The organism is Microvirga tunisiensis (assembly GCF_009296175.1).
Classification (GTDB): domain Bacteria; phylum Pseudomonadota; class Alphaproteobacteria; order Rhizobiales; family Beijerinckiaceae; genus Microvirga; species Microvirga tunisiensis.
The window spans coordinates 1-26,051 of sequence record NZ_VOSK01000073.1 but is presented as its reverse complement, the minus strand read 5'-3'; the positions used below and the strand labels follow the sequence as shown (position 1 = coordinate 26,051).

General features: G+C 61.3%; 21 protein-coding genes and 2 pseudogenes. 7 read left to right on the top strand and 16 right to left on the bottom strand.

Going from position 1 to position 26,051, the window contains the following annotated elements; all coding sequences use genetic code 11:
* The first annotated feature begins 143 nt into the window (after positions 1-143).
* Complete coding sequence (locus tag FS320_RS18350; RefSeq protein ID WP_244627214.1) at positions 144-4,577, top strand: AAA domain-containing protein; 4,434 nt, start codon at positions 144-146, stop codon at positions 4,575-4,577.
* Between the two features lie 215 nt (positions 4,578-4,792).
* Here the strand turns inward: FS320_RS18350 and FS320_RS18345 are convergent.
* Together FS320_RS18345 and FS320_RS18340 are read right to left on the bottom strand one after the other, a co-directional pair.
* Positions 4,793-5,095 (bottom strand): annotated as a pseudogene (locus tag FS320_RS18345) (globin domain-containing protein); the annotation flags it as partial.
* A gap of 65 nt (positions 5,096-5,160) precedes the next feature.
* Positions 5,161-6,354, bottom strand: a complete 1,194-nt coding sequence (locus FS320_RS18340) for a hypothetical protein (protein WP_152713262.1) — start codon at positions 6,352-6,354, stop codon at positions 5,161-5,163.
* 179 nt (positions 6,355-6,533) lie between these two features.
* Here FS320_RS18340 and FS320_RS18335 point away from each other — a divergent pair, with 179 nt between their 5' ends.
* Together FS320_RS18335 and FS320_RS18330 are read left to right on the top strand one after the other, a co-directional pair.
* Positions 6,534-7,838 (top strand): MobA/MobL family protein, encoded by a 1,305-nt coding sequence (locus FS320_RS18335; RefSeq protein WP_152713261.1) that lies wholly within the window; start codon positions 6,534-6,536, stop codon positions 7,836-7,838.
* 3 nt (positions 7,839-7,841) lie between these two features.
* A complete protein-coding gene (locus FS320_RS18330; protein ID WP_192926304.1) occupies positions 7,842-9,299 on the top strand; it encodes a hypothetical protein in 1,458 nt (485 codons plus the stop codon).
* Here FS320_RS18330 and FS320_RS18325 read toward each other — a convergent pair.
* The 5 genes from FS320_RS18325 to FS320_RS18305 form a co-directional block, all read right to left on the bottom strand.
* Positions 9,278-9,526 (bottom strand): WGR domain-containing protein, encoded by a 249-nt coding sequence (locus FS320_RS18325; RefSeq protein ID WP_152713259.1) that lies wholly within the window; start codon positions 9,524-9,526, stop codon positions 9,278-9,280. The two genes, FS320_RS18330 and FS320_RS18325, sit on opposite strands and share 22 nt — an antisense overlap.
* 316 nt (positions 9,527-9,842) lie before the next feature.
* The gene (gene repC, locus FS320_RS18320) at positions 9,843-10,997 is read right to left on the bottom strand and encodes a plasmid replication protein RepC (protein ID WP_152713258.1); all 1,155 of its coding nucleotides are present in this window, start codon (positions 10,995-10,997) and stop codon (positions 9,843-9,845) included.
* A 175-nt stretch (positions 10,998-11,172) separates the two neighbouring features.
* Positions 11,173-11,385: a ribbon-helix-helix domain-containing protein gene (locus tag FS320_RS18315; protein ID WP_152713257.1), complete on the bottom strand. Its 213-nt coding sequence runs from the start codon at positions 11,383-11,385 to the stop codon at positions 11,173-11,175.
* A gap of 315 nt (positions 11,386-11,700) precedes the next feature.
* A complete protein-coding gene (locus FS320_RS18310; protein ID WP_152713267.1) occupies positions 11,701-12,735 on the bottom strand; it encodes an IS630 family transposase in 1,035 nt (344 codons plus the stop codon).
* Between the two features lie 263 nt (positions 12,736-12,998).
* The gene (locus tag FS320_RS18305; RefSeq protein WP_152713256.1) at positions 12,999-13,319 is read right to left on the bottom strand and encodes a hypothetical protein; all 321 of its coding nucleotides are present in this window, start codon (positions 13,317-13,319) and stop codon (positions 12,999-13,001) included.
* Positions 13,320-13,364: 45 nt separating this feature from the next.
* Here FS320_RS18305 and FS320_RS45215 point away from each other — a divergent pair, with 45 nt between their 5' ends.
* The gene (locus FS320_RS45215) at positions 13,365-13,523 is read left to right on the top strand and encodes a hypothetical protein (protein ID WP_153885316.1); all 159 of its coding nucleotides are present in this window, start codon (positions 13,365-13,367) and stop codon (positions 13,521-13,523) included.
* Positions 13,524-13,583: 60 nt separating this feature from the next.
* Here the strand turns inward: FS320_RS45215 and FS320_RS18300 are convergent, their stop codons facing one another.
* Positions 13,584-14,354 (bottom strand): Crp/Fnr family transcriptional regulator, encoded by a 771-nt coding sequence (locus FS320_RS18300; RefSeq protein WP_244627213.1) that lies wholly within the window; start codon positions 14,352-14,354, stop codon positions 13,584-13,586.
* A gap of 345 nt (positions 14,355-14,699) precedes the next feature.
* Between FS320_RS18300 and FS320_RS18295 the strand changes: the two genes are divergently transcribed.
* Complete coding sequence (locus tag FS320_RS18295) at positions 14,700-14,960, top strand: hypothetical protein (RefSeq protein WP_152713255.1); 261 nt, start codon at positions 14,700-14,702, stop codon at positions 14,958-14,960.
* Positions 14,961-15,427: 467 nt separating this feature from the next.
* On the opposite strand, the gene FS320_RS18290 is transcribed toward FS320_RS18295, so the two are convergent.
* The 3 genes from FS320_RS18290 to FS320_RS18280 all read right to left on the bottom strand — a co-directional run bounded on the left by FS320_RS18290 (position 15,428) and on the right by FS320_RS18280 (position 18,701).
* A complete protein-coding gene (locus FS320_RS18290) occupies positions 15,428-16,396 on the bottom strand; it encodes an ABC transporter substrate-binding protein (RefSeq protein ID WP_244627212.1) in 969 nt (322 codons plus the stop codon).
* Positions 16,393-16,545, bottom strand: coding sequence for a hypothetical protein (locus FS320_RS18285; protein ID WP_192926303.1), 153 nt, complete (start codon positions 16,543-16,545; stop codon positions 16,393-16,395). Before FS320_RS18285 ends, FS320_RS18290 begins: the two co-directional genes overlap by 4 nt.
* A gap of 1,073 nt (positions 16,546-17,618) precedes the next feature.
* Complete coding sequence (locus FS320_RS18280) at positions 17,619-18,701, bottom strand: alpha/beta fold hydrolase (protein WP_420846747.1); 1,083 nt, start codon at positions 18,699-18,701, stop codon at positions 17,619-17,621.
* Between the two features lie 1,716 nt (positions 18,702-20,417).
* On the opposite strand from FS320_RS18280, the gene FS320_RS18275 reads away from it, so the two are divergent.
* Both FS320_RS18275 and FS320_RS18270 read left to right on the top strand, forming a co-directional pair.
* Entirely contained in the window at positions 20,418-21,185 is a 768-nt protein-coding gene (locus FS320_RS18275) for an exopolysaccharide biosynthesis protein (RefSeq protein WP_244627211.1), read from the top strand.
* Positions 21,155-21,704: pseudogene (locus FS320_RS18270) on the top strand (CNNM domain-containing protein); the annotation flags it as partial. The gene FS320_RS18275 and the pseudogene FS320_RS18270, both read left to right, overlap by 31 nt.
* 51 nt (positions 21,705-21,755) lie before the next feature.
* On the opposite strand, the gene FS320_RS47980 reads toward FS320_RS18270, so the two are convergent.
* From FS320_RS47980 to FS320_RS18250, 5 genes are all read right to left on the bottom strand, one after another.
* Positions 21,756-22,697, bottom strand: coding sequence for a Vgb family protein (locus FS320_RS47980; RefSeq protein ID WP_244627210.1), 942 nt, complete (start codon positions 22,695-22,697; stop codon positions 21,756-21,758).
* A 1,064-nt stretch (positions 22,698-23,761) separates the two neighbouring features.
* Positions 23,762-24,544, bottom strand: a complete 783-nt coding sequence (locus FS320_RS18265; RefSeq protein ID WP_152713253.1) for an outer membrane protein — start codon at positions 24,542-24,544, stop codon at positions 23,762-23,764.
* A gap of 809 nt (positions 24,545-25,353) precedes the next feature.
* A complete protein-coding gene (locus FS320_RS18260; RefSeq protein WP_152713252.1) occupies positions 25,354-25,557 on the bottom strand; it encodes a hypothetical protein in 204 nt (67 codons plus the stop codon).
* Between the two features lie 41 nt (positions 25,558-25,598).
* Positions 25,599-25,712 carry a hypothetical protein gene (locus FS320_RS18255; protein WP_338105721.1) on the bottom strand — a complete coding sequence of 38 codons (114 nt, stop codon included), beginning with the start codon at positions 25,710-25,712 and terminating at the stop codon, positions 25,599-25,601.
* 163 nt (positions 25,713-25,875) lie between these two features.
* Positions 25,876-26,051: transposase (locus FS320_RS18250; RefSeq protein ID WP_192926244.1), on the bottom strand; the 176-nt coding region annotated here is incomplete at its 5' end.

Sequence of the window (26,051 nt, the reverse complement as noted above, 5' to 3'; positions counted from 1 at the left end):
ACGTCCCGCCACAGGGGGCCGACCCGGTGACGGCAACGGCGCTCGTCCAGACCGATCCGACCGGCGCTTTCGAATGCTCATCGCAACCTCCTCCTTCAGGGTGTTGCGACGACCGTTTGAATCCGTCATGGTTACCCTGGTCGATGACGGAACGTCCGGTCCGCCGATCACTGGCGTTGTATCAGAAGCTGTTTGAGATCACCCAGCTCGCCGAGCTCGGAGGTGGGGACAAGTCCTTCGAACTTGTTTGGGGCATGGGGCTCTCCCGCTGGCTCAGGGATGGCAATGAGGTCGACCTGCCTCTGGTTGAGCGTGTCGTTGAAATCGAAATCGATGACCTTGCCGGCGGTGAGATCAAGGTTCGCCCCCGGGCCGCCACAGCCAGCGTCAACATGCGTCCGTTCGAGGAGCTCGGTGTCGAAGGGGCTTCCCTGGCCTTGGACGCGTCTCGTCGGGCGATCGCGGCCGTCGATGCGGACGAAGGTGTCTCACCTTATCGGCGCGAGGGGTCCGAGCCTATCCTTCGTGCCTGTCAGGCCCGTCTGGATGCCGAAGGCGTCTATCTGCCCGATCGCCAGGCATTGGCACCCGACCAGCCAGTGCCATCGGCCGGCGAGCACCTGACCGTCTCAGATCGTTGGGTTCTGTTTGCCCGGAGACGGTCCGACAGCTTCATGCTGGCGGATCTTGAGAACCTGAAGAAGTCGGTCGAGAAGGCAGCCGAGGAGGGCTCGTTGCCGGGCCCGGCCCAGACCCTCATGATGGGGCCCTCCACCGCGCAGCCGAACGACATTTGGGCTCCGCTGGGAAACCGTGTCGGCGAAACCACCGGCGGCACAGCCGAAGCCGCGCCCCAGGCTGAGGCAACGGACCTCTTCTTCCCCAAGCCCTTCAATGATGACCAGATCGAGATCGTCCGGCGCTTGGAAGGCACCGATGGCATCGTCGTCCAGGGACCACCCGGCACGGGCAAGACGCACACGATCTCCAACATCATCTGCCACTACATGGCCACGGGCCGGCGGGTCCTGGTCGTGTCCCATGGGGAGCCCGCCCTTGCAGTCCTGCGCAACCAGCTGCCCGAAGGGGTCCGGGATCTCGCGATCAGCATCACGGCGACGGAGCGAGAAGGATTCAAGCAACTCGAGACGGCCGTGCGCCTCCTGCAGTCTGTCGTCGAGAGCATCAAGCCCAGCGAGCAGGCGCGCCTGATCCGTGACCTGGAAGCCTCCGTGGTTGGCCTCCGGACCCGGCTTGAGGAGGTCGATAGGGAGATCGAGCGCTTCGCCCTGCTGCAACTCGCCCCGACCGCGGCTGGCGAGCGGCCCGCAGAGCTTGCAAAACGGATTGTCTCCTCGGCAGAGCAATACAGGTGGTTCGAGGATCGCCCGGAGCAGTCCGCCCAGGTTGCTGGTCTGTCAGACGATGAAATCTCCGCTCTCCGAGCAGCACGTGTGACCCTCGGTTCCCGGCTCGAGCACCTGGATGCGGTGCTCCCGTCGGTTGAGGATCTGCCCGACGGGGAGGTCATTGCCCGGCTGCATGGGGACCTCGTCCGGTCCGAGCGCTTCGCGGAGGCAGCCGCACGAGATAGCTCGCTGACGATCCGCATCGGCTCAGTTGGTGCCATCGGGCAGGCTCTGCGAGGGGCCGCAGCCCTTGAGACCCTCCAGCGTGTTCAGACGTTCGCCAACGCGAATCCCTGGCTTGAGCCAGTGGCTCAGCATGCGATCGCTGGCGAGCGAGGAGCGGGCGTGCTCGATCTGCTCCTGCGGTTTGCGGAGGACGCAAAGCCGATTGTCGAGGAGCGCAAGCGCTACCTCGCCCAGCCGGTGGAACTCCCTGATACCTTCGAGCCAGCAGCCGCTGAGGCGACCACGTTGATCGGCCGCCTCGCCAACGGCGAGGAGGTCTTTGGCTTCTTTGCGTTTCGCGAGAAGGCGCTCCGGCCGGTCGTGCAGGCCATCAAGGTGCAAGGACGCGTGCCGGCTGCTCGTGAGGACTGGGATCACATTCGCCAATACCTCATCTGGCGGGAGCAAGTCACTTCATTGAGCGTACGGTGGCGGGCGCTGGCCGAGGAGATTGGCGCACCGTCTGCAGGGTCGGCGCGGGAGATCGAGCAACTCGTCAGCCTCCTTGATGCCGTCCTCGTGGAGGGGGCTGGCGCCATGCGCACGCTCGAGGAGGTCTTCGGCCAAGTCATACCTGGGGCGACCTCGCCTCGGGATCTCTGGCGCGATCCTCCTCGGATGGAACATGCCGAGGAGGGGCTTCGGAATGCGGCGGCCTCCGCACAGCTCGCCGCCGCGCGCGTTGAAGTGTCCCGTCTTGAGGGGCTCTTCTCGGACGCATCAGGCAAGATCGGAAAACTTGCCCGTGACCTGCTGGGCGAGGCGATTGGAAGATCTGACATCGAGGCGGAGACCATCGCCCGCCTCTGGGGTGCCTTGAGGCGTCAGATCGATGACCTGAACCAGCATAAGAACCATCTGGCGCTTGTCCGCACCGTCACAGGCCGGATCCGCGAAGCAGGGGCTCCTCTCTGGAGCCGGCGTCTGGCCACAGAACCAGTCGAAGGCGAAACAGATGCCTTGATCCCCGTCGACTGGTGTGAGGCATGGGATTGGGCCGCAGCCTCGGCTTATCTGGCACGGATCGACGACCGGAACCGGCTGCGTAGCCTGGCCGAGGAACGGGTCCGCCTTGATGCTGAAATCAGGAAGACCTTCGAGCGGGTCGTTCGCGAGCGAACCTTCTATGAGCTTGGTCGCTCCATGTCCGGGCCGGTGCGGTCCGCCCTGATGATGTTCGCCACAGCCCTGCGCAAGACTGGCAAGGGCACCGGAAAAGGGGCTGTTCGGCACCGCCGCGATGCCCGCACTGCCATGGCCCAGTGCTATGACGCCATTCCGTGCTGGATCATGCCGACATGGCGCGTTGCGGAGCAGTTGCCTGGTGAGGTTGGCTCGTTCGACCTCGTCATCATGGACGAGGCCTCACAATCGGACATCCGTGAGGTCCCAGCGCTTCTTCGTGGCAAGAAGATCCTCGTTGTTGGCGACGACAAGCAGGTGAGCCCGACAGCTGCCTTCATTGAGAACGCGAAGATCGACCGCCTTGAGCACAGTTTCCTCAAAGGGCAGCCGTTCAAGACGCTTCTGCTTCCGGGAGCCTCACTCTACGACCTCGCCAAGGTCATGTTTCCGGATAAGCTGGTCATGCTCAAGGAGCACTTCCGCTGCGTCAAGCCGATCATCCGGTTCTCCATGCAGTTCTACCCTGAGCCGCTGGTGCCGTTGCGTGTGCCAACGGCGCATGAGCGGCTCGATCCGCCACTCGTCGACATCTACGTGCCGGACGGGCGCCGACAGGGGGACAAGCAGAACCCGCGTGAGGCCGAGGTCATCGTCAGTGAGATCCGCAAGATCGTTGAGGATCCCGCTCTTGCTCGTATTGAGGCCCAGGACCGCTGGCGCACGATCGGTGTGGTGTCGCTGATTGGAGCAAAGCAGGCTGCCCTTATTAACCGCATGCTGCTCGATGAACTCGGGGAAGATCTGATGATGCGCCACCGTATCGCCTGCGGTGACAGTGCTACTTTCCAGGGCAACGAGCGCGACATCGTCTTCCTGTCCATGATTGCTGATCCCAACAGCAAGCAGGCTCAGACGGCAGCCCAGTTCGAGCAGCGCTTCAACGTGGCGCTCTCGCGCGCCCGCGACCGTCTCGTGCTCGTTCGTTCGGTTCGCGAAGAAGAGCTCAAGCCTGAGGACTTGAAGGCGCGGGTGATCCGCCATTTCCGTGACCCGATGGCCGGTGCTGCTACGCCGACGGGTGACCTAGAGGCCATGTGTGAGTCGGACTTCGAGCGGGAGGTGCTGCGCCGCCTTCTGGAGCGGGGATATCGTGTCACTCCGCAGGTTGGCGCCATGGGCTACCGCATCGACCTTGTTGTCGAGGGTGCAAACGGACGGCGCCTGGCCGTCGAGTGTGATGGGGATCAGTATCATGGTCCAGAGCGCTGGGCGGACGATATGCGCCGTCAGCGCATCTTAGAGCGGGTTGGATGGCGCTTCTGGCGCTGCTGGGCGTCGAGTTTCACACTCGGCCCGGACGGCTGCATGGACGATCTGTTCGCGACCTTGCAGCGCCATGGGATCGAGCCGAGCGACGGTGCTACTGGTGGTGGGGTTTTCACAGCTCATATCACGGCGCCGGAAACATATGCGAGAGGTGATACGTTCAATTCAAACGAGACCGAGCAGAGAACACAGCCTCATTCTCAGACCCAGGATGAGATATACATTAAAAGCGCTGAAGGGTTCGCCGGCTCCGCAGATGGGATCCGCGTTGGTGATCGAGTTATCATCAGATATCTTGACGATCACAAGACAGCGACATTCATATTGAGCCCCACGCGTGATGATCTGACGAATGGCTTCCTGACGGTAAATTCCCCACTGGGGAAGGGATTGATTGGTCTAACTGAAGAAGACGAGACTGAGTTCGAAATGAACGGTCGTATGAGGCGTGTGCTCATTGTGAGAACTGAGAGGTCAGTCGCAGCTCACTAGGGATCTTGGTCGGCTACCCTTCTGAGGTTATGTAGGCCCGCTCCGACAAGGGCTGAGAATTCCCGGGATCATGGTAAATAGGTTGGTTTACAAACTCTGGTTCAGTTTAAGCGGTCATAGCTAATTTCTGAACCGGACTAAAGTTGGTTCCGCTGAACCACGGCCTGACCACACCAGAGGTTGCCCTCATCAGTGGCGATCGCGATCCACCATGCGGAGGCCAGGCTGTTGTAGATGGCCTTCTCGCGCCCGATCAGCACATGGGCCAAGAACCAATAGACCTCACCCCATGCGCCAGGATCTCGTCCGTTGTAGCTTGGCCGAGCACGTCCTTGACCACCTCCCAGCAGCGCTTCGGCCCCATGCGGGTAATGCTCGGGCAAGATGTTCAAGCCGACATGCTTCTGGGCAATGCGCTCGACGGCCGGCGCGAGGGCACACCGATTGTCGATGTTCTGCGCATAGCCGAGGATCGCGCCAGCAAGCGCCTTCGGCTGGGATCCGGTTTCGTCATGGTGTCAGCCAACCGGATCCTGCTTAGCGAGGGATCGTGAGGATTTCCGTGAGTTTCTCTCCACCCAATCTAACTGTTGGACTCGTCACGTGGGCTTTGGAGCCCAGCGAAACGCCCTGGCATAGGACCTCCGGGCCTAAGTGGTCCGCGGATCGGTGTTTGACTGGGACTTTCGCGCACGTTGCGGTAGATCGAAGGAAGTCCATCCTGCCAATGGGCGCCTTGATTGATCGTCGACGCGATTTGGGACTCATTGGCCGGACCCGATGCCTCTCCCAGTCCCTCCTGCGAGGATCGGCCAGTCGCACGCTCGGCAGGTTGTGACGCAGGCATCTCGTTGTGACCGAAGGTGCCCGCTCCGGCCTGTTCGATAGTCCTTTCTACTCCATCACCTTGCGGTCTTGATCCGGTGTTTCGGCCGGCTTCCGTATCCACATGGTGAAAGTCCTGGTTCAGGCTGATGACCTCCGTGGATCGTTCGCGAGGATCCAGGAGGGTCCTGATCGTGTCAGGCGCGGTTTGCTTGGTGGTCACCGCGCCGTGATTTTCATTCGGCTCAGCGTACCCGGACAGGTGGATACCATCCGGTGCCGCGGTGTGCTCCGTCAGCCCCGCTTGATCAGCCTTCACCCCCCCAAGCCCAGGCGCCATCGTGACTTCAGGCAGATCCTGCGCAGGTTCGGTCTCTCCCATCTGGGCCGAGGTCGGCAAAGCCGTCTGGCCCACGTCAGCCTGGGGAATGATGAGTGCGTCACCGAAGACAGACCGCAGCGCCTCAACCTCATCTGGTGCGATGTTGCCCCTCCACAGGCCCATGCGGCCATTCCACTTCAATCCGTACTCCTCAAGCATGGCGCGCTTGTGCTTGCCGACATTGCCGCCAACCCGCACCTGCACGTAGATCGCCTCCTCCGGCTGTCCATTGCCGCGCCGCACAGCAGGGCTTTGTTGCTCGTTGACAGAGGAACGATCCACCCTGGACCCAAGCCCTTTGGATTCTGCGATCCACCGCGCCGCAGTTTCCTCATCGCGGCCGTTGATGGCCAAGTAGTGAAGGCCGGCCGCAATCACCTCCGGAGCGAGTTGATGCAGGCCGCAGTTGCGGCTCACTTGAACGATCCAGTCATCGAGGGCGGTCGCGGCCGCCTCCCGATCCTCCCTTGCCTGCCGGACGGCGTCCGTGGCGTGCTTGTCGCTGGACTGGCTCTTGATCTGAAGCGCAGTCAACCGCGCCAACTGCTTCGATAGCGTATTCTTGGACAACCTGATCTCCTCTCAAATGCGTAAGGGCCATTCGGCCCAAAGCTCTCCTAAGGTTGTCTCAACTGACGGATTCACCAAGCAAATTAATCGCTTGTGCTATTCGCTCGAATCCCTGAGGCTCAATATGCAAACTGCCCGGTCAACCTGGGTTTTTGAATAACGCTCAACCTCGAAAACTTATGGCGATTCCTTACATTGCGGCTCGCATCGTGCGGCTGACCGAAACATCCGGACCGTGTGCAATCATCGCCTATCTCGGTCGCACGACCGTTCGCGCCCAACGAACCGGCATCCGGCACGATTACCGGCGGCTGACCGGTGACGTCGTCTACGAGGATGTTTGGCTCCCAGAGGAAGCGCCCGCCCGATTGGCCGGGCCCGCCGCCCTCGCCAACGCCATGGAGGCAGCCGAGCGGGTCCGAACCTGGGACGATAGGCAACGTCTTCCTCAGCCAGCCTGGTCGCTCATCATCGCTCTGCCTCCTGATCGCGAGGTGTCACTCGACGAGGCTATCGAGATCGTGGATCGGATCGTAGCCGAGATCCGCGGAGAGTACCGTCTCGCCGCCTATGTAGCGATCCACGAGCCGCGACTGCGCAAGCGCACAGCCTTATCGCCCAATCGTCACGCCCACGTTATCCTGCCGCTGCGCGAGCTCACACCTGACGGCTTCGCGACGACAAAGCTGCGGGAGCTGTTCGCCCGGGTACGGACCATGTCTGACACGATCCGCGAACGTGCGTCGGTGAAGCGGCCTTACTATGTGGCAGAAGGCGTCTCATGGCCCGACCTCGCCTGGTCGGTCCAGAACCGCTATTTTCTCGAGATTGGATCGGAACTTCGGGTTCAGCCGATTGCGGCTGTGCCCCAAGACCACTGGCCCGCGTTGATGTGGTCAACGGAACCGGGGGCGGTAGACAAATACCTACGTGATCTCCACAAGCAGAACCGTGCTTTCGCGCTCAACGACGGGCTCGAGCTCGTTACGGTGCTGATGCGCGGCCGATCCACCCTTCTCCTTGAGGATCTTCGGGCCTTCTTAGAACGTTGCATCGACGATCCTGCCACCAGGCGTGATCGCATCAACGCCATCCTCGCTCATCCAGAGATCGTCGAGTGCGTGCCTTCGCGGCAGGGCGCCAAGGCCGACCGGATCACCACGCGGGAGATCCACCGATTGCTGACCGACGCCATAGCGGTCGTGGATCGTTGCGTGAAAAACCAAAGCGAAAGGCTGCAGGCGGTCCGAGGCAGCACCTCGCAGGAGGTGATTAACGCAATCCAGGATGCCCTGAAGAAATGGGGTGTAGATCGCTCCAACATGGACAATGAGGGCACCGAAGGTACAGACGTCGTGCTGATTGGAGAAAGTCTCTCTCACATCGATGGAGACCGGTGGATCCCCGTCACGGGTTTGACGGAGGGCAAACCCACACCCGTCCAAAAGTTGAAAGGCCCTCCTGAGGAATGGAAGCTGGCCTAACTGGTGGTGCTGCCGCGGGCCGAAATGGTCAGCGACATCGACTTGGCGCGGATTCTCCTTGAGGTGGATCGGCGCGGGGTTGGACTTCTACTGGGAGTTGATGAGGGCCATGCCGATGGTGTTGTGGATCATCGGCTCGCGGTGGAGATCGCTACACGGTTAACCGCAACCGACCGAGAAGAGCAAGCACAACTCCTTGTAACGGGCAGCGTAACCCACTTGCGGCGGGCGGAGGAGCTGTTGAGGGCCGGCTTTGTCGCCCCGGCGGTAAAGATAATGGAGGATGCAGGCCTCCTGCGCTTCCGGAGGGAGCCACCCACCGCCGAATTCGAACGGACGGTACCGAGATCCGATGCTGTCCTTGTGATCGACGATCCCCGCCTGCGCCGGACGGTGAATGACGCGCTGCACGAGGCGGCGATACGAGGGGATACGGGAGAACAGTTCGCAAGTGGCTTGGGGCCATCGATGTCGTTTGCGGTGGGAGAGCCGGTCGTCATCAGCAAAACTGATTATGGCGAGGTGCCGCCCCGGCTGCGCGAGGGCACCATCGCACAGGTGGTGATGAACTCTGAACCCAGGGAGCTGATTCTGAAATACAGGAATGGTGGCGAGACAACAATCCGGGGCGACGCATGCGCCCATCTGCGTCCGGCCTATGCCCTCTCGATCCGCGAGGCACGCACCCTTGTAGCCTGCCGTATTCCCACCGCCATCGAAGTGACCCGGGTGTCCAGCGCCTGGGCCGCCCTACTCCTGGCGTTCCGGATGAACGGGAATGCCGTCGTGATGATCTCGCCTGCCGTCGCGGCAAGTTCGTCTGAACTGGCATCGGCCGTAGAGCTTGCTTTTCCAAGCGCGTTGCCGTCGTCATTCGAAATTCGACCGAATCCAGAGGCTCCCGTTGCGAAGGAATTCAATGACCTTATGGAGAAACTGACATCTCCTCTCCTGTCAACACCATCACAGGCGAGGGCTCAAACAGGGCGTTCTTCCTCATTGGCAATCAGGGACCAACCAACGCCTGCTCGTTCTGCCACCACAAAGTCCTCCAATATCGTCCTTCCGGTGGCTGTACGGGATCTGATCAGCAAAGACCTTGCGGGCGAAGGCTTCATGCTGCTGTGCGCCGGCCTGGCTGATCGTAAACGGGTCAAATCGCTCCTGGCGCGGATCGATGCGCAAGGATCGCCTGGATTGCAGGCTCTGGCGCACAAACTAGTACCGGTTGCCACTAAAGCTGGAGCTCAGCCAACATTCAACGCCGATAAGGATTTGCCCCGAAGCCTTGAGTGCTTGGCACCGATCGAACTCAGCGACTGGGAATTGCACAGGCTGAAGTCCGAGCTCGCGAGCATGACGCTTAAAGCGTCCGGCTGGGGTTTACGAGAGCCCCTGCCATCCAGCTCACGGGGGTCTTCGAAAGTTCAACCGCTGTTTCACGGATCCCGGACCCGGTAGCCGCGGCGCTGTTTGCGGCGGAGCCACGTTTCCAGAGCTTCGGTCGCACTGTCTTCCGTGGAATGAAATTCGATCCGCTGGCGACCACGTCGACCGATCCGCCCCCATTCACGCACCAGCGTTGGGATCCCGAAGAGGGATGGCTCGATACGCAGGACGTAAAAGCGCGAGAGGTTCCGCGATGGATCACAGCGTTCCAAGACGAGGAGATTGAGCTTTTCCGACATGAGCCCAAGTGTCGTGATCCGCGGACTCGCGGTCTAATGAAAAGCCGGAATCTTTCACAGGCCGGCCGATTCACGGCCGTGATCAATCGCATCGCGTGCGCTCGTTTCCGGAGCCTTAAGAAACCGGGCCGGTTCTCAATGCCCACGTGGTCAAGTCCGTGGCTTGGCGAAGAAGTGCCATCGCTAGAGGCGAGATCAAAGCCCTTCCCTCCTCTGCTGGTTTCACGAGACTTCGCAAGTCGACATCTGCGTTCCTCTGGAATCTGGATCGGCCTCGTCGTACATGAGACGCAACGCTAGCGGATAGTTCGCGATCCTACGACATCCTTCGCCTCCGCATGGCCAGGAGCTCGACGGCGAGGTCGATCTTGCCGACTTTCACCATGCGGGTCAGCGCGCGGAAGTAGCCGCCCGGGTTCTTGATCCGGCTCTCCCCGCCGTTCCTGGCCACATCGTCCTCGTAGAGCTGCAGCGTGTAGATCACGGCGATCGCCGCCCTGACGGTGCCGATGTCCTCCACGGCCTCAGCCCAAGCGCTCTCATGGGCCCCGAGCGAGGCCCTGAGGTAGCGGCCGGCTGAGACGATGTCAGCCAGATCCCGCACGGGCTGCCCGTAGTCGCTGAGGGTGGGGCAGGCCTCAAGGATCAATTCCGGTGATAGGTGCTCCGGCGTTTGTTCGGTTGAACGAACCGCCTCAGCTTTCTTCGGAAAGCCTTTGTTACAAGGCTCACTAGGAGATTTGTTGTTGTTATTAGTGTGGCGGCACTGAGTTCCGGCATAGCCTGCCTTATAATAAGTTTCCTCGCACGCACTCCTCAAGGATTTCCACTCATCCAGAATATCGATCGGCATGGCCTTTGTGCTGCGCAGAGGGGTTCGGGCCAGCAGCCCTCTAAGCCGATCCTCAAGGTCGGAGCGATCCAGATCAGGGTACTCCCGCGACAGGCTCCCGAGCGCTTCCTGGGTGGCTCGTCTGGCAATCGTGATCTCGTCGAAGGTGCGCTTGCGGGCCTCCCGGGCCTGTTTCTGCTCGATCAGACGCTCGGCCCACTCTCCTCGCCTCGCGTAGACAGGCGTCAGGTCGAAGCCAAAGGCGTCAACGATCTCGCCGGCTAAGTCCTTGACAGCGTAGCGCTTCCCATTGGGAGATTCCTTTGGGACGATCAGTTGCTGGTCAATGAGGACCCGAAATGCCTTACGGATGCCGCGCTCTGACAGCCCTGTGCGACTGACCAGATAATCGTTGGACGGCCAGACCAGCAGCCGCTCCCATTCCTGCTCGCCCCAGCAGGCCACGAGCTCAGACAGAACCGACCGGGGTCCGTTGCGCAATTCCAGGGCCTTGGCAGCGTCCCGGGCTGCCGCAGATAGTTCTTTTCGCGTTACCGTGCGCCCGGTTTCGAGCGCAAGTTCTCTCGCGACCAGAGCAGCATGTCTCAGCCGCCGGCCTCCTGACGATGCAAGCTGCATCGTACCCTCCATGTTGAGGGCAAAGCGGGAGCGTTCACCGAAACCGATGCTCTTGACAGTCAGCTTGTCGGGATGGCATAAGGAGTTTGCAACAACTTTCCGAATGCCCACCCTCGCGGTGGTCTCCAAAGGCCCTCGAAGTTTCCAGCTTCGTGGGCCTTTTGCTTTGCCTGGTTTACGTCACGACATTTCGCTCCTTTTGGGCAAATGTGGCCTCGAGGGCATGAGTGATGGCTTCCTGTCGGTTCTTGAAGCGACCACTTTCGACAGCATGGTCGATTGCGGCTCCAAGAGGAGCAGGCACCCAAACGTTCATCTCCCGATCTCCCCGTTCCCGGCGAGACTTGCGGAAGCGCTGAACGCGTTCGGTGTGCTTTGCATCAGGCATGGCATCCACCCGTTACACTCGTGCCGTCACGAGTGATGCCCGATTCTGAGTTGGCTGTGGAGTCGCGCGTCAAGAATCCATTCACAATAGATCGATTCAGCGGTGGGAAACTTCTTTAGCTAGAATCATTTAGCCGAAATGGCCGAGTCAATTCGCATGTAAAAGTCAGGTTCCAGGCGATTCGAAGTTACCCACCCGATTCGCAGTGACGTAGTATTCGCACTGAAGTTCGTTTCTCAATCTGCCACTATGATTCGAGAGTGGGGCTCCTCAACGATTAAATAGTATTATTGATCCGGCTTGGGTGATCTTGAACTACGCGGCATAGCGGAATGGCTGATGCCTGAAGTAGCTTCGGATCCGTTCGGGGAGCTTTGTCAGTCGGCGCATGTGGCTGATCACGGTACGCTTGAGTTCGTGTTTGCTGCGGGCGGGCGGCTTGCGGGTCACAGCTTGCTTCAGGTCGGCGTTCAGACCCTCGTCCGGGTTCAACTCCGGACTGTAGGAGGGCAGGTGGAAAACCTCGATCTGCTCTTGGCGCTCGGCCAACCAGCCCCGTACCGCCTGGGCCCGATGGACCGGCAGGTTGTCCCAGATCAGGAACACCTTGCCGCGGGCATCCTGGATCAGCCGCGCGAGAAAGCGGATCAGGCCCGGAGCCTTGAGCGCGCCGTCGAGCACCATCCAGCGCAGCTCGCCCTTGTTGGTCACAGCCGAGATCAAGCCCAGCCTCGTGCGCTTGTGGCTGGGGCGCACCACAGGTGTGCGGCCCTTGGGGGCAAAGCTGCGGCCGCGCACGTCGTCAGAGCGCAGGCCGGTCTCATCGCCCCAGAAGATCGTGCCTTTCTCCCCTCTGGCTTGCGCCACGATGGCCGGGTAGTCCTGCCGCCGCCAGCGCCGCACCGCCTTCGGCGACTGCTCGGAGGCGCGTCGGAGCGGCTTCTGGGCCGTGAAGCCCCAGCGCGCCAGATACGTACCGATGGTGCGCACCGCCAGCCGGACCCCACAGGACTGCTCGATCAGCTCCCGCACTGCCGCCCGGCTCCACAGGGCAAAGGGCAGACCGAGTTCGTCGGGCGTGTGCTGGCCCATCAGAGCGCGGACCTGCGCTTCTTGCTCGGGCGCGCGAAACCGTCCCGTACCGGCGGCCGGGCCGCGCGGCTGGCTCGCCAACCCCGCCCGGCCCTGTTCGGCGACGCGGCGGCAGATATTGAACACGCCGGTCCGGGTCAGGCCGACCTGCACGGCAATGGCCTCGTAAGTCAGGCCGCTCTCGCGCAGTCCAATCACCTGCCGCCGACGCTCTTCGTGCGCTTCTGCGGGCAGCTTGCGCATGTCCACATGCTTCATCCCGCCGACCTGGGTTGACTGGCTGCGAATTTCAAGATCACCCAAGCCGGATCAATAAGCGGCGAGCCGGTCGAGTTCAAGCCGAGGTGGCCTTTGCCGTGGACGACCCAAACCAGTGGCAAGACGTTGGCGCGGCCCTGATGCGCTGGGCCTCATCCTCGCCGTTCCATGCTGATCGCCGTTACAACGGTGGCGTTACCCATGTGGTGGTTGATGGCCTCGAAGGCGGCCCGCTTTCAGTCCATGCCGTTCTTCTATGCGTCTCACTTGCAGAGCAGGTTCTTCTCGCTGACGCCGACCTGAACGATCCGAGGCTTGTCCACGCCCGCGACGCCGACGTACTTGAATACGCGGTCATCAAGCTCGCGCTTCCGTATCTCCTGAACGACAATCTTGTCCCGTCCATCGAGCAGCGCCCAAAAGACTGAGGCTTGCGGTTGCTTGGCCGGATCAGGGCTGAATGTGAAGTCGATGCCGGTGTTTGTCAGATACGCGTGACCGGCCGAATCCGTGATCCAGAATTCCTCAATAGCCGAACTCCCGGTGACCGTGTTGAGGATGCCGTTGATCTGGGCAGGGGTCATCCCCACCTTCTCCGCAACAGCAACGAATTGGGCCGCGAGCATGGCTTGACCGATCATGTGCCGCGCAATCAGATCGTCACACTCGGCAGCTCTGGAGCTTGTATTCGTGAAGCAGGCGAGAACGGCTACGAGGATGGCGGCACTTCTCTATTCGGCGGTTTGAGGTCAAGCGCTTTCGGGCTGTTTTACCGCTCCGATGTCTGATGTCACTCGCGGGTCCTTGCTTCTCTTCGGGATCAGCTCTGTAGCTCTCCCAGTATGGGATCAGAAGAATGAGGCAGTCCAATCTGTTGCGCGTTCTGATCGCGCAAAACGCGATCGACACAAGTGCCCACGCGAACTCACCTCATCCATCGTCCCGCGAGGGACGTCTCTCCACCGGATCTTCAGCCGGTCGCCGGTCAGCTCAATCAGGCCATCGGCCCGTAGTTGCTGAAGCACCCGGTTGACGTGAACCGTCGAGACGCCAAACTCGCCCTGGGTGATCGGCAGATCACAGGCATGATCCTCCACAAGGCCAACTGCCCGCAGGCGCGTCAGCAACTCGCACAAGACGTGAGCCATGCGCGTGTAGGCCTCGCGGCGTCCGACATTGAGCACCCACTCCCGGAAGATGGCCCCGTCAATGAGGGTCTCGCGCCAGAAGGCGGCGGTGATGCGGGGATAACGCTCGCAGATATTGCGCAGGTCGTCATGGGTGATGAACCCGACGCTGCACGGACTGATGGTGCTGATACTGTTGTCGATGACCTTCAGGTGCAGGCTTTGCAGGTCGGGAATGTCGCCTGGCAGGTTGAAGGAGACAATCTGGCGCTTGCCGCTTCCAGTCATCTTGTAGGTGGCGGCAAAGCCGCTGAGGATCAGGCAGGCCCGGGAGGGGCTGTCGCCTTCGCGCGCAATGGCTTGGTCGGTCTTGATGGCCACAACTTGCATCGGCAGCGTCTGGAGAGCGTGTCGCTCGTCCTCCGAGAGCGTGAAGATGCTCTCCAGCTTGCGGATCATCGGGTTGTACTTGGGGTGAAATGCTGTGGCCAAGATCACGCTCTCTGCCTTGCAGGCGGGAGCATGTAAATCTCTCAGCCATCAGCGCCTGAGATCGAATGCCAACAGTAAATCAATAATGCCATACGAACGATACGCAGTCTTGCAGCTATGTTAATGTCTGTGATTAACGTAAGTGATCCAAGCTAACCCGATCAGGATAGCGGCATGAGCCCGTGGCCTCTATGCCACAGCCTAGGCTAACCTAGGTTATGGTCCGAGCTAATCCTAGTTGAAGGACTGCGGGGGGGGGGGAATGCTATGAAGGCTGTCTTGTTTCCCCTGGGTGTCCGGCCATTTCGCAGCTGACCTTCCGCCCCAACGTGGAAGGCGAAGGCTATGCCCCTCGACATCTCATTTCTGCCCATGCGCGTGCTCATCGACGGCCATGACACGGACGGCAACCTTGTCCTCGCAGATCACCAGCTTGCCGCCGTGATCGTCCGTCTCGACGGGACGCACCATAATCCTGAGCATAAGGGGCTGTGGCGCCTGGAAGCTGGGTTCGGCAAGTGCAGCACTCGGGACGCACCGCTGTTCAAGACGCCTGACGAAGCCGGGGCCTGGGTTGATCAAATCCTGACGCGCAAGGCTGCGTAATTCGCGGACCAAGCTCTTTGGTCCGGGCAGTGGCAGGAGCCGACCTTCCTGGCTTCGGGTTCATGTCAATTTCGCAGAAGGCCGTTTATGGAACGGTTCACTTCAATGTACATAGGTATTGGAACAGAATTGGTCTTGGGCCACTCCGATCCGAGGTAATCGCATGAGGCGGCGGCAGTTCATCAGGATGCTCGGGGGCCCGTGGCGTGGCCGTTGGCTGCCCGAGGGCAGCAGGCACCACCGCCGGTGATTGGGATGCTCGACAGCGGTTCGCCTGACGCAGATGGGGACCGTATGCGTGCTACCGCAAGGGCTTGAGCGAAACCGGGTACGTCGACCTCCTTCGCCCAAGAAATCACGCTTCACGAGCGAGGGGAATCGCCCAGAGAGTCAGATGCCAGCGCCCCTGGTATAAGCAGCCGGAAATTCGGTCGCTGCGACAACTCCCCCAATGAACTCACGCCGTCTCACTCGATCACATCGTCGGCGCTAACAACCAGCGATGACGCGATAGTGAGGCCGATCTCCTTTGCCGTCTTCAGGTTAATGGCCAGCGCAAGTTTCATCGGCTGATAAATCGGGTGATTGGCTGGACTGGCTCCGCCCAGTATTTCGGCGATCTGGCGTCCCAGTTGCCCCATGATGTCGTCGAGACGCGGTCCATATCCCAGCAATCCACCCTCGTGCGCAGTCTCCGGCCACTGGTAAATGTCGGGGATGTGCAGTGCGGCGGTCTTCCGGATGATGACGTGGCGGTAGGCGTGCAGCAGCGGAGAGGCGAGGACGTTGAGCGCGGCAGCGGCCTCGGCTTTCGCCATGTCGATCGCGGGTCCAATCTCGTCGCCCTTTTCGACGCGGTGGACCAGAAGGATGACGCCCCGGCTTCGCGCGGCTTCGGCGAGGGCTTGAAGCCGTTGAGGACCCGTGGTCCGTGTATCGGCCAGCACCGAGATTCGAGGCGCGCCTGAAGTGGATTCGATCAGCAGCTCCTGACGTTTGCCGTCGAGGTCCGATGCGAGCAGGCTGATGCCCGTCGTATTGCCTCCCGGTTGCGCCAGGGAGCGGGCCAGGCCTTCACCGACCATGTCGTCGGTGATGGCAACAATCGGGACGCTCGTTGTCGCTGCTTGGGCTGCACGGGCTGCCTCGGGACCGGCGGTAACGATGGCGTCGGGGCTGGTTCGGACCAGCTCCAGGGCGGCGGCCGCAAGCTGCTGGTATCCGGCATTCCGGTCACGCCGATCGATGGTGAGATTTCGACCTTCGACGAACCCGTGCCGGCGCAGTTCGTCGAACACCGGATTGACTGGCGCAAGCTCGCCGGGGGAGAGGAACCCGATCCGATAAGTGCGAGATGCCGCCTGTCCAGCCGCGCGCCATGGAGCGGCCAAAGCCAGCGCGCCACTGGCAAACCCAATGAATTCCCGCCTTCTCATGAGCTTTCCCTCCTCGCGCAGCATACGGGCGTAGGAGCGACCCGCTCGACCAGATCAGCGGCCCAGAGGGCGGTGATCGCCGGGACGAGATACCGCTCGTACAGTTCTGCGGCGGTGCCTTCGAGTTGCCACGGCTCATGGTGGGGCATGTGATGATCTGCCGGTTGTCGGGCTCGTCTGTGGTGATCCTACTCCCGATCCGAGTTCCTGTCGCGCGAGAGGCCAGTTTTCGCAGAATCCCCTTTTTGGAAAGCAATGGCGATAGCTAGTCCAAGATCGGTCCCTAGCCAAAAAAGAAGCGCTCGACCTGAGAGGGAGCGCTTCAAGGAGCCGGATCCGTAGGGGCAAAGAATGGGTCCGGGGAAGGAGCCCTCCTCAAATCTAAAGTTGATCCTCGTGGCTCCTACATAGGTTAAACGTAGCCGTTCAATTCTGACACCCCGCGTACGCGGGGAAAACAGTCCGCGAATTTCCGATAAACTCATTTATGGGACGGGCTGCACAATTTCGGGACAGCAGAACAAACAGGGTATCTGTCCTAAGCTGTAATTCCAATGATCGAGAACATTAGCCCGAACGGGCGAAGAACATCGACTCGCGTGAAAGAGATCGTGAATTTCGCATAACACACCGTATGGAATGTAAGTAGAAGAAGGCACCGGCAAAGAAAAAGCGCCGCTCCGAGGAGGGCGCTTTAAGGTGCGGACCCGTAAGGGCAAAAATTGGGATCCGATTGACGGCCATCTATTTAGATCAGATCCTCATGTCACTGATCTATGTCAAGCCAGTGTGCGGTACTTTGACACCGCTTGGCCTTGTTTTAGGGATTTATACTTATTGCATACCTCTTTGGAGGTAGGCACACTGTCCCCTCCCGTGGGGGCAACTACGGGCCGGGAGGGTCGCGCACATGGTCACAAGACCGGCGCGGCCCTTTTTCATGGGCGGGGGTTCTGGGCTTTCATTGTACTCGCCGCCCTGACGGTCGTGATCGGAATTGCTCCTCCGTTCCTGGAGCGTTGGGAAGAAGAGACGCTGATACGGAAACCGTCCGTTGCCGAGCCAAGCGTCGAGCAAGGCCTCAAGGCGAAGCTCAAGGCCAGGGCCGATGCCCTGATCAGCAGTTCGAAGGACGATCAGGGCCGGATCGCGGTTGGCAGGAGCAGGATCCAGTGGGCAGGCATGCCCCAACCCACCTGCCGATCACAGCTCAAGGGCCGCCTCAGTTGGAGCTTGCCGCCCGCCGTGGCGCCGCTTGCAGGAACTCCCGCAACTCCTTCGCATAGAATCTCGCCATGCCCACCGTGGCGTGACCACGCGTCTCCTCGCTCGCCGGGATCAGGAACTGGCGACCGTTCTTGATCCGCTTCATGGCCGCCTCCGTGACACCCGTCTCAGGCGGGTTACGCTCGTCATCGGCGGAGTTGATGAGGAGCAGCGGCGCCGTGATGCGCTCCAGCAGGGGCGTCGGGTCGTAGCTGGCCGAGGATTCCCAGGCATAGATGAAGTTGTTGGCATCGGCGGTGAACGGCGCCGCCAGCATGGTATCGACCATCTTGTCAGCCTGGTCGCGTGTCGGGGCGACCTTCTGGTAGTAGAGCGTGCCGCCGTTGGTGCCGGTGGAATACAGCACGTTGGCCAGCTTCATCGACTTCGGCTGCTCGGCGTAGTCGCCGTTGTTGTAGGCGGGATCCTGACGGATCGTCTCGATCATCAGCCGCCGCATCATCCAGTTGCGGGCCGCCATCGCGGTCGGCTGGGACGCCATGGGCACGAGCGCATCCATGTAATCGGGATACTTCCCGCCGAACAGGAACGCGTGCATGCCGCCCATCGAGTTGCCGATGACGAGGCGCACGTGCTTCAGGCCAAGCCCCTCGGTGAGCAGCCGGTACTGGCCGTCAACCAAGTCCTCGGCATTGTATCGCGGAAACTTCGTCCTCATTCCGTCGGACGGCTTCGAGGACTTGCCATGGCCGATCGCGTCCGGCAGGACGATGAAGTACTTCCTCGCGTCGAGCGGCTGGCCCTCGCCGAACAGCTCGCCCGCGAAGTTGGGCGTCAGCATGCTCTCGCCAGAGCCTCCGGTGCCGTGCAGCACGACGACGGGTTCGCCGGAGGGTTCCCCAATCGTCCTGTAATGCAGGCGCACCTCCGGCAGGACCTCGCCAGTATGGAACCGAACGTCCTTCGCGACGAAGGTGCCCTCCTTCGGTGCCGGGTACTCGGCCGCGGTGGCCGCGAAGGCAACGAGGGACCAGGCTGCTGCCGCTGCAGCGTTCATAAACGATCTCAGGTTTCTCATGGCGTTCTCCCTTTCCAAGTGATGCAGCACCGGACGCGGCAACGCACCGCACAGGTCAATCTGCAAACCCTCCGATACGGACAGAGTCCCAGGACGTCCCTGCGATCCGATGAGCGCTGTCCGAGACCAGTCAGGTATCTCCGATATTACCTCGCACGCGCGGGAGCGAACAATTCGGGATGGCGTCGGCTGCGCATTATTACGCGGTAGCGGCCGGGTTCCTACCTCTTGGTGAAAACTGAGGCTCCAATCCTCGTGCCGATATGCTGCGTGGCAGGGAGGTGCGTCTCGACCGCATCGGAAGGCATGCTTCACCGCGGTGAGGACGCCCGGCCGCCCTCCTTGTACAATGGCGCTGCCTTGCTCCGGCCACCCGACGCGACCAACTCGTGGCGACTTGCGAGGTCAAGCACGTGACCACGGGAAGGAGCAGCTACGCGCCAACTCCCTGGTCGGCGTAACCCGCTTTCGCCCTGGAGCCGTCGCGGTCCCGGCGGTAATCAGATTCACCCAACAGCAACCGTCCCTTCCGGAGGAGTCTGATGCGCCTGCTGTCGATCCTGTTGGTGTCCGGTGCGTTGTCGGCGTGCGTATCGTCAGGTAATCAACAGGCCACGCCTGTGCCGCCCGCCAGCCTGGGTGCCATGCAATCTGCTGCGCCTGCCGCTTCCGCCGCGACAGCGACTCCGTACACGAGGCGCGTCACCAACATCGGTGCAGGCATGTACAGGCTCCCCGACGGCACGACCGCCACCGCAGAGCCGGGGGGCGGTTTCAGGTTACCCAACGGGGCTATGGTGTCATCGGACGGGATGGGCGGGATCATCCTTCCGAACGGTGCGAGGTGTGCCTCCGATGGCGTCGGAGGCTATCTCTGTCCCTGAAGTGCCCTTGGTGTGCGACTGCGCCATCGAAGAGCACGGAGCCATCATGGTCCCGGTGAAGGAGAGACATCTATTCACCGTGGCGATCGTCGGCGAACTACCACATGTCTCATCGGACGACAAGCGGCAGGTACAGGGCACCGATCGTGCAGGTGACGGCGATTACGGCCGTGATGTTGGCCCACGGCGAGCCCTGATCAGATCGATTCATGACTGGCCTCACAGGTATGGCCTCCGATAGAGACCATTGCAATTCGGTCTCATTTGGAGTGCCGACTTCCCGGCTTGAACGCTGAGCCGTTTGCTTCTTATGATCATGCTACAGCCGATGGCAGATGGAGTCCGTGCCCTGCAACACACGGGGTTGCTAGGAACCAAGCTACCGGTCGCGAATTCTACGGGCGCACGGACTGGAACCGCTCTCGGTCGGGTTGGCCGGAAGGACATCCGTCATACGGCTAAGATTATGCCCTTGACCGTGCGGCCAGCTCCTTACGCCACTTCAAGGCGGCTTCGTTAAGCCACTTGACCACGAAGCAGAAGATTCAGACCGCCATGGCAGAGCATCCGCGTGCCGCTCCACCCGAGATCTCCCCTCCCATGAGAAGGAACTGGGCAATCGTGGAGAGTGAGCACCGGACGTCCGTGTTCGTCGCCGCCTCGTTTCAGGTTTCGTCAGGGGCCACCTGCCGGATCGGGTGAACCTCTATCAGGGACAGATCCCAACGGTGCCGAAGAGTCCAGCCTGCCATAGCGGCAATAGCCCGACTACGAGCGAGGTTTGACAGGACGACCTGACGTCCTCATATGCGAGCCTCATCCAGACGAGATCATGCCCGACCCTTCGAGTACCCTTGCGGCCGTCTCTCCCGAGGCGGACGCTGAACCCCGACGACGATTTTCCGGGATCCTGAACGAGCTCGCGAGCCGACCCGCCGCGGCCATCAGCCTTGGCGACGTGCTGGATGCCTTCGGCGACCGGGCCTTCGGCGCCCTGATGCTCGTGTTCGCCGCCCCCAACATGCTGCCGCTGCCGCCCGGCGTGTCGGTGGTTCTGGGAGCGCCGCTCCTGTTCGTGACCGCCCAGTTGATGCTGGGGCGCCCTGCCCTGTGGATGCCCCACTTCATCCGTCGGCAGTCGATCTCCCGTGACTTCTTCGTCCGCCTGACGACCAAGCTCAGCCCCATCCTGCTGCGAGCAGAGCGCGGTCTGCGGCCCCGGCTTTCGCTGCTGCTCCATCCCGTCAACGAACGGATCGCCGGCGCCGCCTGCCTGCTGTTGGCCGTCATCCTCCTCCTGCCGATCCCGTTCGGCAACATTCCGCCCGCTTGGGCCCTCGCGGCCTTCGCGCTCGGCATCCTGGAGCGGGATGGCTTGGCCACCCTCGTCGGCTGGCTCGGCACCATCGGCAGCGTCCTGATCCTGGCGGCGGTGTCCTCGGCGCTCCTCGCCGGCATCCGCCTTCATCGACCAGCCATGGGTTCTGATCGGCTGACGGACCCCAACCAGAGTCCCGTCACTTACCTTCCAACAATCCTGGAGCGGTGCCTCGCGCACCGGAACGCTTCGTGTTTGAACTGGCCATCGTCGCCTTCCTGATCGCGCTCAACGGGCTGTTTCCCTGTCCGAGCTCGCCATCGTCTCGTCCCGGAAAGCCCGCCCGAAGACCATGGCGGAAGCGGGTCGGGCGGGCGCCGCTACCGCCCTGGCCCTAGCCGAGGGGATCCCGGCCGCTTCCTGTCCACGGTTCAGATCGGCATCACGCTCGTCGGCATCCTGGCTGGTGCGTATTCGGGCGCGGCCCTCGGCGACCGTCTGGCCGACATCCTGATCAGTTCTGGCCTCTCGGAAGGCGTGGCCGAGCCGCTCGGCTATGGCCTTGTGGTCGCTATCATCACCTACCTGTCCGTGGTCATCGGCGAGCTCGTGCCCAAGAACCTGGCCCTCAGCAACACGGAAGGCATCGCCTGCGCCGTGGCTCCGACGATGGCGCTGGTGTCCAAGGTGGCCGCTCCCGTGGTCTGGTTGCTCGACGCCTCAACCCAATTGGTCTTCCGCCTGCTCGGGCGCAGCACCGGCTCCGACAGCGCGGTGACGGAAGAGGAGATCAACAGGATCAATGGCCTGGAAGGCCGCTATGGCCTTTTAGCATCTCTTCAAAGCCCCGGATCAATGCGGCGGCGTGAGCCGACGGATCGAATGCCCGGATATCCAAAGCGATCCACTCCCGAACCGAATCGCGTCTCCCCATCCTATCCCGTTGAAGAGGGCCACGACTGCGTTGGCTTTGGGGTCAACTTGGACGAGCGGAACATCCCTTAGCGTCACCCAGATATAACCACCACCTGCCGTGATATCTCCACCCCTTCCAGGGTGGCCTGTTTCGATGGAGGCCAGCACCTCGCCCGACGTCGGATCGACACGTTGCACGCTGCCGTCACCTTGGTTCAACACCCAAACGGACCCCTCGCTCGCCGTCAGGAAGCGGGGGGAAGGGCGAAGGGCGATCGTCTGGACAAGCGCGTTCGTGCGGGGATCGATCTTGTAGAGTTCGTCGCGCGCAAATCCCGTCACCCAGACGAATCCGCTGTCGAAGATCGCTGCGGGCGCTCCCGCTCCAACAGGCAGAGGAATAGACGCTTCCAGTGCTCCGGTCGCCGTGCTGAAACGCGAGAGTACATTGCCCCGTGTCGTGACCCAGACCGACCCCGCTCCAACCCCGATGCTTCCCTCGGTGCCACTGAAGCTGGCCGGGATGACAAGAGCAACCTTCTTCTCAACCGGGTCGAACTTGAAGATCTGCTCCGACACCGCATCCGGGATCCAAACGGCACCTTCCCCGACCGCTAGGCCCCGTACCCGTCCCGTCGTGTCCGGAATAGGAATGTCGGCGACCGCGTTCGTCTTTCCGTCTACGCGCACGATGACCGGACCTGTCATCATCCAAAGAGCATCGAAGCCGTAGGCCATGAAATCGCCATCGCGAGGGATCTCCGCGATCAAAGCCAGTTCATCGATTGATCTTTCCTTACCCGCGTCGGCCGCTCGGACATGGGAGAAACCGCCAAAACCGGAAGCCAGCGTCAGAGCAATGACGAAGAGCCACGTCATATCCACCTCCTGGGCAGATATGGGATCATTCCCTTGGAGTGCTGCCGAAGATACTCCGAATGGCCAGCGGCCACCACTGCTGGGCGACAGCACTTGAACGTCCGCGAGCGTGAGCCAGCGAAGGTCCGGAACGGGTCGAGCCTGTGTCAAAACGCGATCGGGCCGCTCCGTGAAGCAATTTAATTTCCTGCAAGCCTCGATAGACCGGGAAATCCCCGGTACAGGAGCGTGAACTTGTACAAATCGTTCGGCAAGGCCGAGCCTGTTCGAGTTTTGACACGGCCTCGGTCATGGACTGCCCTTCAGCTTGGCCGTGTGAAGGTCGGCTTCTCGCTCCTTACCTGCCCTCCCCTCTCCTACTGGAGCCAGCGCAAGATCCGTTCCTGATTGAGCGCTAAGTCAGAACGGATTGACAACTTTTCGAGCGAGGGTTGAAGCCTGACTCTGTCAGTTGTGCAACATCACCTCGACGTGCATCGGGTAAAACGTTGTTGTTTTCTAATCTTGACCGCGAAGCGGAGACACTCGCTGTGGCGGATCTGCCGGACCGCCACACCCTTCCTGTCAACGTGTCCACGGCGCTGTACGGCGTCTCAGACACCTGAACCAAGGCGTATTTGGCCGTTGGGTAGCTCGATCCGCCTGCGTGGGAGTGCATGTTAACGCTACGTACTCCGTTAGCGCTCAATCAGGAGCAGATCTTGCGCTGATCCCTTATAGAGAGAGCATGAGGAAGCGTGGGGGGCTTATGCCGCCGCTTGCTGGGAAGAGTTCTGGCCGAACTGAACAACAATTTCGTGGCCGTAGTCTACCCCGAGCAGATCCAATCTTCCAATCGCCTGCCCCCGGTACCTGATGTTTCCCAGCTTCGCGCAAACAGTCACATCCCCGTTTTCCGCATCCTTCAGAGGCGAGAAGTGTGACGTTCCTAGTTTGCAGGATCAGGACATTCTAACTTTGCGGCTACAATCGAGCGCCCTGGAGAACCCCCATTTCTTGCCGTCCGAGCAACAAAAAGGCTCAGGTTTCCCTGAGCCTCTTGTGCTGCTGGTGATGCGGCGATCTTAGTAGGTGCCGAACTTGAAGTTCAGCTTGGCCCGGGCGACGAAGAAGTCCTGCTCGTCATTGTTCTGCGGCAGGAACACATCGACCGGCACTCCGCCAGCCGGAGTAAAGGTCCCGGTGGGCTGAATGCTGTCATCGTCTTGATCGATGCTGACCCACAGGCCCTCGAGGCCGAGGGTGACCGCCGAGGAGCCGAACCAATTCACCGGCATGGCCCACTCGACACCACCGCCGACTGTCCAGCCGGTGTTGTCTTCCGTGTAGGCCAGACCACCCGTGGCGTAGACCAGGAAGCGGTCGAAGGCGACACCAGCGCGCAGGCGCACCGAGCCCCACCAATCCGCACCGTTCTCGAACTCGCCAGGCACAAAGCGGCCTCCGGCAAAGCCCGGGCCCGGGATGAACACCGCATTGGCGTTATTGTTGGTATCAATCCCCTGGATGTCGGCCTCGGCACCGATCACCCACGAGCCGATCTGGTAGTTGTAGCCGATCTGGCCGCCGCCGGTGAAGGTGGCGTCGTTGTTATCATCGAAGAGGAGCGTGCCTCCGACCAGACCGCCCGGAACGCCAGGGCCCGTCAGGAACACCGGGTCGTTGTTGCTGTCCCGCCAGCCCCAGCCGAGGTTGCCACCGACATAGAAGCCGGTCCAGGTGAAGACCGGAACCGGCGCGAAGACCGGCGGAGCCGTACGGACCGGCAGGTCGGCAGCGGAAGCAGCAGAAATACCAGCGGTCGTGATTGCCGTCGCGGCAAGCAGACCAAGAAGACGCATCTTCATGAGCATTCATCCCTTATGCGAGGAGTCGCAGGCGTGGAGTATGGCTCAAGAATGAATTCTGGATATGGTAAAGCTGCAACACCGCTCAGGTTTATACGCTTTCCTGCGGTATTTGCAGGATGAATCCACGCAGCCCATCTCGTTAATACTTCGTCTTATTTGACAGACGGGCTATTGCGTGACGTACTGGTTCTGTTTTCGGAGCCTTCCGAAGGCGAGGAGAAGAACTCAACCCTGCCCCGCAACGGGCAGGGTTTTTTGATTGCGGTTGCCGTCGGCCGACAAAGTTGCCCTAACGGAAGGATTGGGGAACTGATCCAGCCATCGGTTCAGCTCGTGCAGGACCCAGCGTCTGGCGCGGCGTGCCGAGGATCGTTTCATCACCAATCCTCCTGTTACTCAGAGGCCTCAGCGGCACGGTTGGCTCGAGGTGTCGATGGTGACGCGGTTTCCGGTGATTGGATCGAGAATGGTCATGCGCAGTTCTCTCTCGTTCAGGCACAAGGCAAACGCCGCGCCTTCCGCTTAGATCAAGTTCGATTGTGATTGTGGTTACGAGACAGTGACTGCACTGGACACGCACCTCCTCAAAGCAGGCGAGGCACGGATGGATCACCTCGCCTGCTCCGTGGAAGATTGCTGATCCAATCCGCTCCATCGGATCAGCCAGAGCATGGTCGCGGCAGTATGGTTAACAGCCTATTAAGAAACCCCGTCCGGCTGAGCGTCCGAGCCTGGTTCTGGGTTTTTGAGCCTGATGCACGACACGGCCTGTCTGCTTCGTACCCAAGCAGGGTCAAGCGACGGTATCAATCAGTCCGACCTTGTTGCTCGTGCGCACCGTTGTCATGGTCATCGGTCATACGGTCGATTGACTGGGCGAGATCCGCTTCGGCTTGGCTCAAGGCCTGCGAACGAGCGATTTCGGCGCGGGTCTGCTCGATGACCTGATGGGCCAGTTCAATCGTCTCCTCAACCGCCGCATCGAGAGAGTGTGTGTTCTGTTCAGCCATGCTCCATGGGCTACTCGCCCAATGGGGCCAATCCTTGGCGATCAGAGATCTTGATAGCCCCGCCGCCGCTTGGCCCGTGCGACCGCCTTCGGCGCTTGCCCTGCCGTGGTCTCGTCGTCATGGATCTCGACCAGCTCCTGCCCGTTCGTGCCGATCCAGGTCTAGCCGTTCCTATTCACCAGAGTTTGTTTCGGGGCCTATTTGGTAGCGCGGGCGTGCCGATCCGCTGCGTTTCTTTCACCGCGGCAAGGTCTGGAACGTGGGGAACGCGTTGGCAGGGACGGGATGGGATGACCGGGGCGATGGCAGCCCCGGCGCTCAGGGCGAGGCCGCCCGGGGCTGGGGTGCCAGAGCGCTCGCAAGACGCCGGACGAGATCCGCTTCCGGACAGCACGAGGCAAAGGCCAGTCGGATGCGGCTGGTGGTTTCCTGCACCCGCACGGCGATCTTGAGCAGGCGCAACCGCAGCGTTGCGAACTCCGCCCGGGCGAGAT